Origin of the sequence: Methylobacterium sp. NEAU K, assembly GCF_030700285.1 — a bacterium.
GTDB lineage: Bacteria > Pseudomonadota > Alphaproteobacteria > Rhizobiales > Beijerinckiaceae > Methylobacterium.
Window position 1 is genome coordinate 75494 of sequence record NZ_JAUYZJ010000003.1, and the last position, 13143, is coordinate 88636.

The window sequence follows — 13143 nt, forward strand, 5'->3', positions numbered from 1 at the left end:
TTACACAGCGGATGAGCCGGGGCTAATCCCGCGGCAGGTCGCGGGCGAGCCACTGGGCGTAGATATCGGCGATGGCTGCCAGACGCCGCGCTTCGAATTGCGGGTCGTACCAGGCGCCGCCGTAGCTGGCCGGCGTGGCGGTCATCTGCGGATGCCGCCCGAGCACCTGCCCGTTCCCGCCGACGAGGAGCGCCTCGCCCTCCAGATAATCGGTCTGGACATTGCCGCCGATGCCCAGCCGACCGCCCCCGCCGACATAGGGCCGCAGCGACAGGCCGCTGACCACGACCACCAGACGGGGGCCGCGCCCGCCGATCCGGCCAGCGAAGCTCTTGCGCAGGGCTTCGGTCAGGTCGGCGGCCAGAGCCTCGGCCTGCAGGCCGGCGCCCTTGTCGAGCAGCGGCCGCACGTCGACGCGGACGTCCGAGAACTGCGCGGTCGGCGGAAAATCCTCGGCCGCGGCGGCACCCGCGCACGCACAGAGCAGGAGACCGGCGAGCCGGCTCCAGGAACGCGATGCCATTGCGTTCAGCCGCCGTACCGGACGCCGACGACCTCATAGGACTTGCCGCCGCCCGGCGTCGTGACCTCGACCGTGTCGCCGACGCCCTTGCCGATGAGCGCGCGGGCGATCGGAGAGGTGATCGAGACCCGGCCGGAGCGTACGTCCGCCTCTGGCTCGCCCACGATCTGGTAGGTCTTCTCCTCCTCCGTATCCTCGTCGACGAGTTTCACGGTGGCGCCGAACTTGATCTTGTTGCCCGAGAGCTTCGAGACATCGATGATCTCGGCGCGCGCGATCATGCTCTCCAGCTCCATCACGCGCCCCTCATTGTGGGACTGCGCCTCCTTGGCGGCGTGATACTCGGCGTTCTCGGAGAGGTCGCCGAGTGCGCGGGCTTCCGCGATCGCCTGGATGATGCGCTGGCGCTCCACCTGCTGGCGGTGCTTCAGCTCTTCTTCGAGGGCTGCGAAGCCGCGCACCGTGATCGGAACCTTGTCTATGGTCATCGTCTCGCGCCACAATGAAGAGGCCCGGCCGAGAGTGTAGCACTCCCTCCGGGCCACGAAATGAAGTCAGCGGACCCCTGAGGTTCAGGCCGCAAAGTATTCCTGCAACGCACGGACCTGGAGATCGCCCTCTAGATAGGCCTTGATCCCTTCGGCTGCCGCCATCGCGCCGGCTAGAGTGGTGTAATACGGCACCTTATGCAAGAGGGCCGCGCGCCGGAGAGAACGCGAGTCCGAGAGCGCGCCGGCACCCTCGGTCGTGTTGAGCACGAGCTGGATATCGCCGTTCTTGATCGAGTCGACCACGTGCGGTCGTCCTTCGAGGACCTTGTTGATCCTCTCGGTCGGAACCCCGTTCTCGACCAGGAAGCGCTGCGTGCCCCCGGTCGCCAGGATCGAGAAGCCGAGATCGGACAGGAGCTTCATCGTCGGCAGGATCCGGGACTTGTCGGCGTCGCGCACCGACACGAAAACCGTGCCTGAGCGCGGGACCTGCGTGCCAGAGCCGAGCTGACTCTTGGCGAAGGCGACGCCGAAGCCGGTATCAAGCCCGATCACCTCACCGGTGGAGCGCATCTCCGGTCCGAGCAGGACGTCGACGCCGGGGAAGCGGGCGAAGGGAAACACCGCCTCCTTGACGGCGATGTGCGCGAGTTCCTTGCGCTTGAGGCCGAAGCTCGCGAGCTTCTCGCCGGCCATCACCCGGGCCGCGATCTTGGCGATCGGCTCGCCGATCACCTTGGCGACGAACGGCACTGTCCGGGAGGCTCGTGGGTTCACCTCCAGCACATAGATGTCGCCGTCTTTGATAGCGTATTGGACGTTCATCAGGCCGCCGACCTTGAGGGCCAGCGCCATCGCGGTGGTCTGCCGCTCCAGCTCGGCGATGGTCTCCGGGGACAGCGAGCGCGGCGGCAGCGAGCAGGCCGAGTCGCCCGAGTGGATGCCGGCCTCCTCGATATGTTCCATGATGCCGGCGATGAACACGTCCTGGCCGTCGCAGACCGCATCCACATCGATCTCCACCGCGTCCGACAGGTAGCGGTCGAACAGCAGCGGGTTCTTGCCCAGCACCGTGTTGATCTGCCCGGTCTTGTCGTTGGGATAGCGGGCGACGACGTCGGACGGAATCAGGCTCGGAAGCGTGCCCAGCAGGTAGTCGGCGAACTGGCTCTCGTCGCGGATGATCGCCATCGCGCGTCCGCCCAGCACGTAGCTCGGGCGGACCACGAAAGGCAGGCCGAGTTCCGAGGCGATCAGCCGGCTCTGCTCCACCGAGTAGGCGATGCCGTTCTTCGGCTGCTTCATCCCGAGCTTGTCGAGGAGCCGCTTGAACTGGTCCCGGTCCTCAGCGAGGTCGATCGCGTCCGGGGAGGTGCCGAGAATCGGCACGCCGGCGGCTTCGAGGGCGCGGGCGAGCTTGAGCGGCGTCTGGCCGCCGAACTGCACGATGACGCCGTGGAGCGTGCCGGCCTGCCGCTCGGTCTCGATGATCTCGAGCACGTCCTCGGCGGTCAGCGGTTCGAAATAGAGCCGGTCCGAGGTGTCGTAGTCGGTCGAGACCGTTTCCGGGTTGCAGTTGACCATGATGGTCTCGTAACCGGCGTCCGACAGCGCGTAGCAGGCGTGGCAGCAGCAATAGTCGAACTCGATGCCTTGGCCGATCCGGTTCGGGCCGCCGCCAAGGATGATGATTTTTTTGGCGTCCGTCGGCCGCGCCTCGTCCGCCACGGTGCCGGCGAACGGGGCCACGTAGGTCGAATACATGTAGGCCGTCGGCGCCTTGAACTCGGCGGCGCAGGTGTCGATGCGCTTGAACACGGGGCGGATGCCGAGTGCGCGGCGCTTGGCCCGCACCTGGGTCTCCTCCATCTTGGCGAGCACCGCGAGGCGCGAATCGGAGAAGCCCGCGGCCTTGAGTTGCCGGAACGCGCCGGCGGTGGCCGGCAGGCCGTGCGCCTTCACGCGGTTCTCCAAGTCCACGATCGCCTGGATCTGTTCCAGGAACCACGGATCGACCTTGCAGGAGGCGTGGACCTCCTCGTGGCTCACCCCGAGCCGCAGGGCCTGGGCGATCTTGAGGAGCCGGTCCGGCGTCGGCACGCCCAGAGCGGCCTTGATAGCGTTGTGGTCGTCGCCACGGCCGAGGCCCTCGATCTCGATCTCGTCGAGACCGGTCAGGCCGGTCTCGAGCGACCGTAGCGCCTTCTGCAGCGATTCCGCGAAGCAGCGGCCGATCGCCATGGCCTCGCCCACCGACTTCATGGCGGTGGTCAGCGTCGGCTCCGCGCCAGGGAATTTCTCGAAGGCGAAACGCGGGATCTTGGTGACGACGTAGTCGATTGTCGGCTCGAACGAGGCCGGGGTCGCACCGCCGGTGATGTCGTTCGCGATCTCGTCGAGGGTGTAGCCCACGGCGAGCTTGGCCGCGACCTTGGCGATCGGGAAACCTGTGGCCTTCGAGGCCAGCGCCGAAGAGCGCGAGACCCGCGGGTTCATCTCGATCACGATCATGCGCCCGTTCTCGGGGTTGATCGCGAACTGTACGTTCGAGCCGCCGGTCTCGACGCCGATCTCGCGGAGCACCGCGAGCGAGGCGTCGCGCATCACTTGGTATTCCTTGTCGGTGAGCGTCAGGGCCGGGGCCACGGTGACCGAGTCGCCGGTGTGCACGCCCATCGGGTCGATGTTCTCGATGGAACAGACGATGATGCAGTTGTCGTTCTTGTCGCGAACGACCTCCATCTCGTACTCCTTCCAGCCGAGCACGCTCTCCTCGATGAGCACCTCGTTGGTCGGGGAGGCGTCGATGCCGCGCTCGACGATGTCGAGGAACTCCTCGCGGTTGTAGGCGATGCCGCCGCCGGTGCCGCCCATGGTGAAGGACGGACGGATGATCGCCGGCAATCCGATCTCGGCCAGCGCGATCAGGGCCTGGCCGAGGGCGTGCTCGCCGTAGCGCTTGCGCCGCTCGGATTCGCCAGCCTGCCACTTGCGCTCGAAGGCCGCGAGGGCCTCGCTCTGCGCCTTCGGTTCGGACTGGGCCGCCTCGATCCTGGCAATCTCGGCGAGGTACTTCTCCCGATCCGCCTTCTTGGCGGCCGAGGCGTTGGCCAGGGCCGATTTCGGGGTGTCGAGCCCGATCTTGGTCATGGCGTCGCGGAAGAGGCTCCGGTCCTCGGCCTTGTCGATGGCCTCCGCCGTGGCGCCGATCATCTGCACGCCGTACTTGGCGAGCACACCCATCTTCTGCAGCGACAGGGCGCAGTTCAGCGCAGTCTGGCCGCCCATGGTGGGCAGGATCGCGTCGGGGCGCTCCTTCTCGATGATCTTGGCGACGATCTCCGGGGTGATCGGCTCGACATAGGTCGCGTCCGCCATGTCCGGATCGGTCATGATGGTCGCAGGATTCGAGTTCACCAGGACGATCCTGTAGCCCTCCTCGCGGAGCGCCTTGCAGGCCTGGGTCCCGGAATAGTCGAATTCGCAGGCCTGCCCGATGATGATCGGCCCCGCACCGACGATGAGGATCGAGGAGATGTCGGTGCGCTTGGGCATCTGTGGCCTTGTCAGGCCAAGCGCGCCCGATCGGGCACGGGTCTGATCGGCCCTGCTCTCGGACGCGCGTGGCGGGATTGTCGTTGAGCCCTGCGTTTACACGCCCGCAGCAATCAATGGAAGATCACGGTCGGACAGATCTCGAATGCGCCGTCGCGCCTCAGAACCCCGCGTGGAGGGCGGCCATCGCGCGATCGATGGAGAGATAGAAAATCCCGAAGGCGACCAGGGCGGCGGCGGCGAATTCGAGGGCGACGTTCGAGAGCGTCTGCGCCCGGCGCAGCATCTCGCGGCCGAAATACAGGGAGACCCAGGCCAGCGCGAGGACGGCGGGCATCGCGAACAGGTAGGACACCGTGCTCTCGACACGATCGAGGCCGCCCGCCGGATCGATAAGCGCCCGGATGTTGCGCACCCAGGGTGCGTAGACCGCTGCGTAGAGCGCGGTCATCCACGAAAGGCCGGCCGCGACGCCGAGATGGAAGGTGAAAGTCCGATGCAGGCGGGAGAAGTCGTCGCGTGCCTCGTCGATGGTCATCCGGCAATCCCCTGCGACGGAGCCGCCGCCGGTGAGCGCGGATGCGCCACCGTTCACGGGCCGTCAGAGGGGATCTTAAGCCGACCGATTCCGCGGATTTTGTGACTACGGCGCGGCCCGATTGGGATCACGCCGGCCGATCGGGCGTTCACGATCAGGCGTTTCTGGCCGTCTCCGGCTCACCCGAGCGCATCAGCGCGACGAAGCGCTCGAACAGGTAGTGGCTGTCCCGAGGGCCCGGCGAGGCCTCCGGGTGATGCTGTACCGAGAAGGCCGGTCGATCGGTCAGCGTCAGGCCGCAATTCGAACCGTCGAACAGCGAGACATGGGTCTCCACCGCGCTGGCCGGCAGGCTCGCGGGATCCACCGCGAAGCCGTGGTTCATCGAGACGATCTCGACCTTGCCGGTGGTCTTGTCCTTCACCGGATGATTCGCGCCGTGATGGCCCTGACCCATCTTCACGGTTCGGCCCCCGAGGGCGAGGCCCATGAGCTGGTGACCGAGGCAGATGCCGAAGGTCGGCACCTTCTCGTCGAGAATCCTGCGGATCACGGGAACCGCATAGGCACCGGTCGCGGCCGGGTCGCCGGGGCCGTTTGAGAGGAACACGCCGTCCGGCTTCAGCGCCAGGATCTCCTCGGCGCTGGTGGTAGCCGGCACCACGGTCACATCGCAGCCGGCCTGGGCGAGGAGGCGCAGGATGTTGCGCTTCACGCCGTAATCGATCGCCACGACCTTCAGGCCGTCGCCGGCGGCGCGCTTGCCGTAGCCGTCGCCCAGCGCCCAGACGGTCTCCGACCATTCCGAGCGCACGCGGCTCGTGACCGGCGGCACGAGGTCCAGCCCCTCCATGGGTGCCAGCGCCGCCGCACGCGCCTTCAGGGCCTCGCGGTCGAAGCGGCCCTCCGGGTCGTTGGCGATCACCGCGTTCGGCATGCCGTGGTCGCGGATGCGGGCGGTGAGCGCACGGGTGTCGACCCCGGTGATACCGACGATGCCCCGGGCCTTGAGCCAGCCGTCAAGATGCGACGAGGAGCGCCAGTTCGACGGCTTCGTCACCGCCGAAGCGATCACGGTACCGCGCACGCCCGAGGCGGGGGCCGCCTCCAGGCTCTCCAGATCCTCGTCGTTGGTGCCGACATTGCCGATGTGCGGGAACGTGAAGGTGACGATCTGCCCGGCGTAGGACGGATCGGTCAGGATCTCCTGGTATCCGGTCATCGCCGTGTTGAAGCAGACTTCGCCGTCGGCGATGCCGGTCTTGCCGATGCCGAAACCTTCCAGGATTGTTCCGTCGGCGAGTACGAGCAGGGCCGTCGCAACGGGCTCCGCCCAGGGCTCGGGTGCGTGCGCGGCGTCTTGCAGCATCGGGTCGGTCTCGCTTATGTCCGGCCGAAGGCAGGCGCCGGGGTGCGGCGTTCTCGGCAGTCGGCATGATCGTGTGCGGCGCTCTTAGCGAGCGGCCCGCGATGGGGTCAATGTGGCCCTGAGGCCGACAAGGCTCAACACCCGCAAACCGCAGGCCAGCCCGTCTAGCCCGTTGGAAGGTTTACCGAGATGCTGCGCGCGCGCTTCACGACCGAAATGAAGGAGGCCATGAAGGCCGGCGACAAGGAGAAGCTCGCCACCGTGCGGATGATCCAGGCCGCCCTCAAGGACAAGGACATCGAGGCCCGTGGCCTTGGCAAGGAGCCGCCGACGGACGACGAGATCCTGTCGCTTCTCCAGAAGATGATCAAGCAGCGCTCCGAATCGGCCGCGGTGTACGAGCAGGGCGGACGCCCGGAACTCGCCGGCAACGAGCGCGCCGAGATCGCGATCATCGAGGGGTTTCTCCCCAAGCAGATGGACGAGACCGAGACCCGGGCCGCCGTCGAAGCCGCGATCCTTGAGACGGGCGCGGCCGGACCCAAGGACATGGGCCGCGTCATCGCCGCGCTGAAGGGCACCTTCGCGGGCCGCATGGATTTCGCCAAGGCGAGCGGGTTGGTGAAGGCGGCGCTCGCGGCCAAGGGCTGAGGTTCAAGCCGCCGCGCTAGCGGTCGTTCCGCGCCTTTACATCGCTGTGCAAAACCGCGTCGATGCTGCTCTGGCAGCGGCACCGACGTGCCAGAAAGAAATCGAGCACGTCGGTGTCCAGCCGGATCGAGGCCGGCTCCTTGCGTGGAGGCACGGCCACCTCGGCATGGGCCCAGTCAACGCATATACGTGGCCAGGCTTTGGACGGCGCAGCTTAGGCGGTGGCCATCGAACCGGATGATCGGCGGCCGGCATTTCTCCACGCAATCCCCTGGTGGATTTCAGGCCGGCAAAGGCATCCGGGACTCCCGTACCCGCAACACGCTATATCTCGGGGTCAGACAATCGACCCGCAGGCCCCGTGCGCTACCCATCCCACATCCTGGAAGAGATCCGCGCCCGGCTGCCGGCCTCCTCCGTGGTCGGGCGACGGGTGCAGCTCAAGAAGGCCGGCCGCGAGTGGCGCGGCCTGTCACCGTTCAACGCCGAGAAGACGCCGTCCTTTTATGTGAACGACCAGAAGCAATTCTATCATTGCTTCTCGTCCTCGAAGCACGGCGACATCTTCTCCTTCCTGATGGAGACCGAGGGTCTGAGCTTCCCCGAGGCCGTCGAGCGGCTGGCCGGCGAGGCAGGCGTCAGCCTGCCTGCGCCCACGGAGGATACCCGCGCTTCCGAGACGAAGCGCGCCGGTGCCATCGAGGTCATGGAGATGGCCGCTCGCTGGTTCGAGGAGCGGCTGCGGGCGGGGCGGGGCAGCGAGGCCCGCGCCTATCTGGAACGCCGCGGGCTTAAGGACGAGACGCAGCGGGCTTTCCGGCTCGGCTACGCGCCGAACGACCGCTATGCCTTGCGCGACCACCTCGCCGGGCAAGGCGTCGACAAGGCGCTCATGCTCGAGCTGGGCCTTCTGGCCGGCGGCGAGGATGTCTCGGTCCCGTACGATTATTTCCGCGACCGGGTGATGTTCCCGATCACCGACACCCGTGGCCGGGTCGTCGCCTTCGGGGGGCGGGCGCTGTCCAAGGAGGTGCGCGCCAAGTACCTGAACTCGCCCGAGACGCCGCTCTTCCACAAGGGCCGCACGCTCTACAACCTCCACGGCGCCCGCAAGGCAGCGCACGAGCGCAGCTCGATCATCGCGGTCGAGGGTTACGTCGACGTGATCGCGATGACGCTGGCCGGCCATCCCGAGACGGTGGCACCGTTGGGCACGGCGCTCACCGAGGAGCAACTCGCTCTGCTCTGGCGCCACGCCGACGAGCCGATCCTATGCTTCGACGGCGACAAGGCCGGCCAGCGGGCGGCATTCCGGGCGCTCGATCTGGCCCTGCCGCTCCTCGAACCCGGCCGGTCGCTGCGAATCGCTTTGCTGCCCGGCGGACAGGATCCGGACGACCTGCTGCGCTCGGGCGGCGCCACGGCAATCGATCAGGTGCTCCATGCCGCCGTGCCGCTCTCCGAGCTTCTCTGGCGCCGCGCGCTGGAATCCGGATCGGCCGACACGCCTGAACGTCGTGCCGGCCTGACGCAGACGCTCCGTGCCACGGTGGCGACGATCCGCGACGAAACCGTGAGGCGCTATTACCGAGACGATATCGAGGAACGGCTGCGTACCCTGTCGCCGCGCGCCGCGCGGGCATCCGGTCCAGGTGGGAAAAGCCAGGGCCGCCGCTTCGTCCGACCGGGCGAGCCGGTCTCACCGCGCATCACCGGGAGCCCCAGCGCCTCAATGACCGCCTCTGCGGGCTTCTCCGGGGCGGCGCCGGTGCGCGAGGCGGTGATCGCCGGCACACTGCTGGTCCACCCCGAGATGCTCGTAGAATTCGGTGACGAGGTCGCGGAACTCGACTTCGAGGATTCGGATGCCCGGGCGGTCCTGTCGGTCCTGGTCGCCTGCGCCGCCGAAAATAGTCAGACGGACGTCGAGATGTTGCAAAACCGCATCACACGCTCGGGCCTCGCTGAGGCGGCCGAGCGAATTCTCACCCTCGCGCGTTCACGGGACCGGATTACGCTGTCGCCGCACGCCGATCCGCAGCAGCGTGCGGACGCACTCAGACAGGCGATGATCTTGCACCGGCAGGCTGGCGCGCTACATAGCGAACTTCGTCAAGCACGGCAGGCGTTTGAGAACGATCCCACTGATGCCGGTTGGGCATGGCTGTGCGAAGTCAAGGCGAGGCTGGAGACCGTCATCGCCGCCGAGGCTGAAGCCGACAAGCCGGTGTCGAGCGACTCGACCGCTGCATGATGGCTGTGCGATGGCGGTGGCGGCGGGGAGCGACCCGCCATAGTTAACAATCGGTCAAGCCTAAGGCTTGCATACGGAAACCGACGACTCAGGGCGACCGGAGCAATCCGGGGCCACTCTCACTATCGCGGCGCCAACGGCGTGGACCGGCCTATCTCAGGCCTCCGCAGCGCGCCGCATCCGAAACAATAGGCTGATCATGGCGACGAAGGCAACGGAACGGGACGAGACGGACGCTGCCCCCGAGCAGCAGACCGACGGGCCGCTCCTCGACCTGACGGATGCTTCGGTCAAGCGGATGGTCAAGCTCGCCAAGAAGCGTGGCTACGTGACCTACGAGGAGGTCAACGAGGTCCTGCCCGAGGGTCAGTCCGACCCCGATCAGCTTGAGGATGTCCTGTCCCAGCTGTCGGAGATGGGCATCAACGTCGTCGAGGCCGAGGAAACCGACGAGACAGCCGCGGGCGAGAAGACCGCGAACGGCGCCGACGGCGACGAGGAGGAGGCCGAGGGCGGCGAGGTGGCCGAGGTCGCGCCGGCCCGCGCCGTCACGGTCGCCACGACCACGAAGGAGCCGACCGATCGCACCGACGATCCGGTGCGGATGTACCTGCGCGAGATGGGCTCGGTGGAGCTGCTCTCCCGCGAGGGCGAGATCGCGATCGCCAAGCGCATCGAGGCCGGCCGCGAGGCGATGATCGCCGGGCTGTGTGAGAGCCCGCTCACCTTCCAGGCGATCATCATCTGGCGGGACGAGCTCGTGGAGGGCAAGGTCCTCCTGCGCGACATCATCGATCTCGAGGCCACCTATGCCGGCCCGGACGGCAAGAACGCCCCACAGATCGCCGATGGCGAGGAAGGGGCCGAGGATGCCGAGCCGCCGGCGCCCCCGGAGGGCGGCGACGATGAGGACGACCTCGAGAACAACGTCTCGCTCGCCGCGATGGAAGCCGAGATCAAGCCGCGCGTTCTGGAAACGTTTGACGCGATCGCCGCCAACTACCGCAAGCTGCGCAAATTCCAGTCCGAAGGCACCGAGCGCAAGGCGGCGGGCGAGAAGAACACCCCCGCCCAGGACCAGAGGCAGATCGAGCTGAAGGACATCGTCGTCGCCGACGTGAAGTCGCTGTCGCTCAACAACAACCGCATCGAGGCGCTGGTCGGCCAGCTCTATTCGATCAACAAGCAGCTGATCGGCCACGAGGGCCGGCTGATGCGCTACGCTGAGAGCCACGGCGTGGCTCGCGACGAGTTCCTGCGCCACTACCAGGGCTACGAGCTCGATCCGAACTGGATGGAGCGCGTCGGCACCCTCGGCGGCAAGGGCTGGAAGAACTTGGTCGAGCGGGGCTCGAAGCAGGTCGCCGAATTGCGCGCCCAGATCCTCGACCTCGCCTCCGAGACCGGCCTGGAGATCGGCGAATACCGCCGCATCGTCAACATGGTCCAGAAGGGCGAACGCGAGGCCCGGCAGGCCAAGAAGGAGATGATCGAGGCCAATCTGCGCCTCGTGATCTCCATCGCCAAAAAGTACACGAACCGGGGCCTTCAGTTCCTGGATCTGATCCAAGAGGGCAACATCGGCTTGATGAAGGCCGTCGATAAATTCGAGTATCGCCGCGGCTACAAGTTCTCGACCTACGCCACGTGGTGGATCCGGCAGGCGATCACCCGCTCGATCGCCGACCAGGCCCGCACGATCCGCATCCCGGTGCACATGATCGAGACGATCAACAAGATCGTCCGAACGTCGCGCCAGATGCTGCACGAGATCGGCCGCGAGCCGACCCCGGAGGAGCTGGCCGAGAAGCTGGCGATGCCGCTCGAGAAGGTCAGGAAGGTCCTGAAGATCGCCAAGGAGCCGATCTCCCTCGAGACGCCGATCGGCGACGAGGAGGACAGCCACCTCGGTGACTTCATCGAGGACAAGAACGTCGTCCTGCCGATCGACGCGGCGATCCAGAGTAACCTGCGCGAGACGACGACCCGCGTCCTGGCGTCGTTGACCCCGCGCGAAGAACGCGTGCTGCGCATGCGATTCGGCATCGGCATGAACACCGACCACACTCTCGAAGAGGTCGGCCAGCAATTCTCGGTGACCCGCGAGCGCATCCGCCAGATCGAGGCCAAGGCCCTGCGCAAGCTCAAGCACCCCTCGCGCAGCCGGAAGCTCCGGAGCTTCCTGGACAACTGAGCCCCCGTCGCGGTTTTTCGCGGCGCCTCTCCCCCGACCGCGTTGCCAGGACGCTGCGCGGCACCCACCTTGGCGCCATGCTCGAACGCCGCCCGCCAACGCCCGGATTGCCGACGGCCTTCGCGGACGGCTCCGAAGCCGACGACGTTCCCTTCGGTGCGCTTCAGCCCTCCGTGGGGATCCGTGACTGGCTGCTGGGCGAGGGCGCCCGGATGCCCAACGCTGAAGACATGCTGTCCGGTCTGGCCGAGCGGCTGATCGCCGTCGGTGTGCCGGTCGATCGGGCCTCCACGGCGATCGACACCCTGCATTCGGAGTATGCCGGGGTCGGCCGGGTCTGGACCCGGGACGGCGGCACCAGCATGCGCCTGTTCCCGCACGGGAGCCGCTCGCAGGAGGCCTACCTCAACAGTCCGTTCCACACGGTCCACGAGACCGGCGAATGGCTGATCCTCGACCTGTCCGAGACGCCGGACGACGCCTACGCGATCATCCCGGACCTGAAGGCCGGGGGCTACACGCACTACGTGGTCGCACCGCTGTTCTTCACCAACGGCACCAAGAACGGGATCACCTTCGCAACCCAGGTGCCGGAGGGCTTCCGCGACGAGGACATCGCGATCCTGCGCTTCGTCATGCCGGCGCTGGCCGCCGTGGCGGAGATGCGCGTCCTCAACAAGCAGCTCGATCATGTGCTGCGGCTCTATGTCGGTGACGAGCCGCACCGGGCGATCCTAGCCGGCGACATCCGCCGTGGGCAGGTGACGCGGATCCGCTCGGCGATCCTGTTCGCCGACATGCGCGACTACACCAGGACCTCCGCCGACATGACCCCCGAGGAGGCGGTGGGATTGCTCAACGTGTTCTTCGATTGCCTGGTGCCGCCGATCGAGCGGGAGGGTGGGGAGGTCCTGAAGTATCTCGGCGACGGCCTGCTGGCGATCTTCCGTGAATCCGGGGACGACCTGGGCGGGGCCGCCAAGGGCGCGCTCACGGCCGCCCAGAACGCCCTCGCAGCCCTCGACGAGGCCAATGCGCTGCATCAGTTCTCGGTGCCGGTGGCCGCCGGGATCGCGCTCCACCACGGCGAGGCCGCCTACGGCAATGTCGGCTCCGGCTCCCGGCTCGACTTCACGGTGATCGGTCGGGACGTGAACCTCGCGAGCCGGATCGCCCGGCTGAACCGGCTGCTCGGCGAGCCGCTTCTGATGTCAAAGCCATTCGTGGATTTCCTCTGGGGGGACCCGGTTCCTCTCGGTGAACACGTACTCGATGGGTTCCGGGAGCCCATGGCGGTGTTCCGCCCGAAATTCCTCCGGCCCCGCCCCCCGAACTGACGGGGCTCAACCGCGCAACGCCGGGGTTGACCCACGCGGCGCGGAAGACCAAATCTGTCTCCGTTCCAGGGAGATCCCCGGCAAGGGGCTGAGAAACCGCTGGCACGTCCGTCAGGACCTGCGGCGCGGAAATCCTTCGAACCTGATCCGGCTCATACCGGCGTAGGGATTGGACCGCGGCCGCCTCAGAGGCAGGCCACAGCTTCTCACCGAAGCGCACGGCCCGATTTC

At 67.2% G+C, this 13143-nt stretch carries 10 protein-coding genes and 1 riboswitch; of the genes, 4 read left to right on the plus strand and 6 right to left on the minus strand.

Annotated features, from left to right (window positions below):
- Positions 1-22: 22 nt before the first annotated feature.
- The 5 genes from Q8W67_RS03560 to carA form a co-directional block, all read right to left on the minus strand.
- Positions 23-523: a hypothetical protein gene (locus Q8W67_RS03560; protein WP_305540813.1), complete on the minus strand. Its 501-nt coding sequence runs from the start codon at positions 521-523 to the stop codon at positions 23-25.
- 5 nt (positions 524-528) lie between these two features.
- Complete coding sequence (gene greA / locus Q8W67_RS03565; RefSeq protein ID WP_305541266.1) at positions 529-1005, minus strand: transcription elongation factor GreA; 477 nt, start codon at positions 1003-1005, stop codon at positions 529-531.
- Positions 1006-1095: 90 nt separating this feature from the next.
- Complete coding sequence (gene carB / locus Q8W67_RS03570) at positions 1096-4569, minus strand: carbamoyl-phosphate synthase large subunit (protein WP_305540816.1); 3474 nt, start codon at positions 4567-4569, stop codon at positions 1096-1098.
- Between the two features lie 160 nt (positions 4570-4729).
- Entirely contained in the window at positions 4730-5107 is a 378-nt protein-coding gene (locus Q8W67_RS03575; RefSeq protein WP_305540819.1) for a hypothetical protein, read from the minus strand.
- A gap of 154 nt (positions 5108-5261) precedes the next feature.
- A complete protein-coding gene (carA, locus tag Q8W67_RS03580; protein WP_305540829.1) occupies positions 5262-6476 on the minus strand; it encodes a glutamine-hydrolyzing carbamoyl-phosphate synthase small subunit in 1215 nt (404 codons plus the stop codon).
- A 189-nt stretch (positions 6477-6665) separates the two neighbouring features.
- On the opposite strand from carA, the gene Q8W67_RS03585 reads away from it, so the two are divergent.
- Positions 6666-7127, plus strand: coding sequence for a GatB/YqeY domain-containing protein (locus tag Q8W67_RS03585; RefSeq protein ID WP_305540833.1), 462 nt, complete (start codon positions 6666-6668; stop codon positions 7125-7127).
- Between the two features lie 16 nt (positions 7128-7143).
- On the opposite strand, the gene Q8W67_RS26750 is transcribed toward Q8W67_RS03585, so the two are convergent.
- Complete coding sequence (locus Q8W67_RS26750) at positions 7144-7287, minus strand: hypothetical protein (RefSeq protein WP_370693804.1); 144 nt, start codon at positions 7285-7287, stop codon at positions 7144-7146.
- 201 nt (positions 7288-7488) lie between these two features.
- Between Q8W67_RS26750 and dnaG the strand changes: the two genes are divergently transcribed.
- The 3 genes from dnaG (at position 7489) to Q8W67_RS03600 (ending at position 12912) form a co-directional block, all read left to right on the plus strand.
- A complete protein-coding gene (gene dnaG / locus Q8W67_RS03590) occupies positions 7489-9381 on the plus strand; it encodes a DNA primase (RefSeq protein WP_305540836.1) in 1893 nt (630 codons plus the stop codon).
- A gap of 199 nt (positions 9382-9580) precedes the next feature.
- Positions 9581-11575, plus strand: coding sequence for an RNA polymerase sigma factor RpoD (rpoD, locus tag Q8W67_RS03595; protein ID WP_305540839.1), 1995 nt, complete (start codon positions 9581-9583; stop codon positions 11573-11575).
- Positions 11576-11652: 77 nt separating this feature from the next.
- On the plus strand, positions 11653-12912 hold the full coding sequence (locus tag Q8W67_RS03600) for an adenylate/guanylate cyclase domain-containing protein (RefSeq protein WP_305540842.1): 1260 nt from the start codon (positions 11653-11655) through the stop codon (positions 12910-12912).
- Positions 12913-12970: 58 nt separating this feature from the next.
- A riboswitch (TPP riboswitch) is annotated at positions 12971-13099 on the plus strand.
- Positions 13100-13143: the final 44 nt, after the last annotated feature.

What these genes read in the sequence shown, in the direction of transcription:
- Q8W67_RS03560 (WP_305540813.1), bottom strand. Translation starts at nt 523, where the DNA reads ATGGCATCGCGTTCCTGGAGCCGGCTCGCCGGTCTCCTGCTCTGTGCG.
- carB (WP_305540816.1), bottom strand. Translation starts at nt 4,569, where the DNA reads ATGCCCAAGCGCACCGACATCTCCTCGATCCTCATCGTCGGTGCGGGG.
- Q8W67_RS03575 (WP_305540819.1), bottom strand. Translation starts at nt 5,107, where the DNA reads ATGACCATCGACGAGGCACGCGACGACTTCTCCCGCCTGCATCGGACT.
- carA (WP_305540829.1), bottom strand. Translation starts at nt 6,476, where the DNA reads ATGCTGCAAGACGCCGCGCACGCACCCGAGCCCTGGGCGGAGCCCGTT.
- Q8W67_RS03585 (WP_305540833.1), top strand. Translation starts at nt 6,666, where the DNA reads ATGCTGCGCGCGCGCTTCACGACCGAAATGAAGGAGGCCATGAAGGCC.
- rpoD (WP_305540839.1), top strand. Translation starts at nt 9,581, where the DNA reads ATGGCGACGAAGGCAACGGAACGGGACGAGACGGACGCTGCCCCCGAG.
- Q8W67_RS03600 (WP_305540842.1), top strand. Translation starts at nt 11,653, where the DNA reads ATGCTCGAACGCCGCCCGCCAACGCCCGGATTGCCGACGGCCTTCGCG.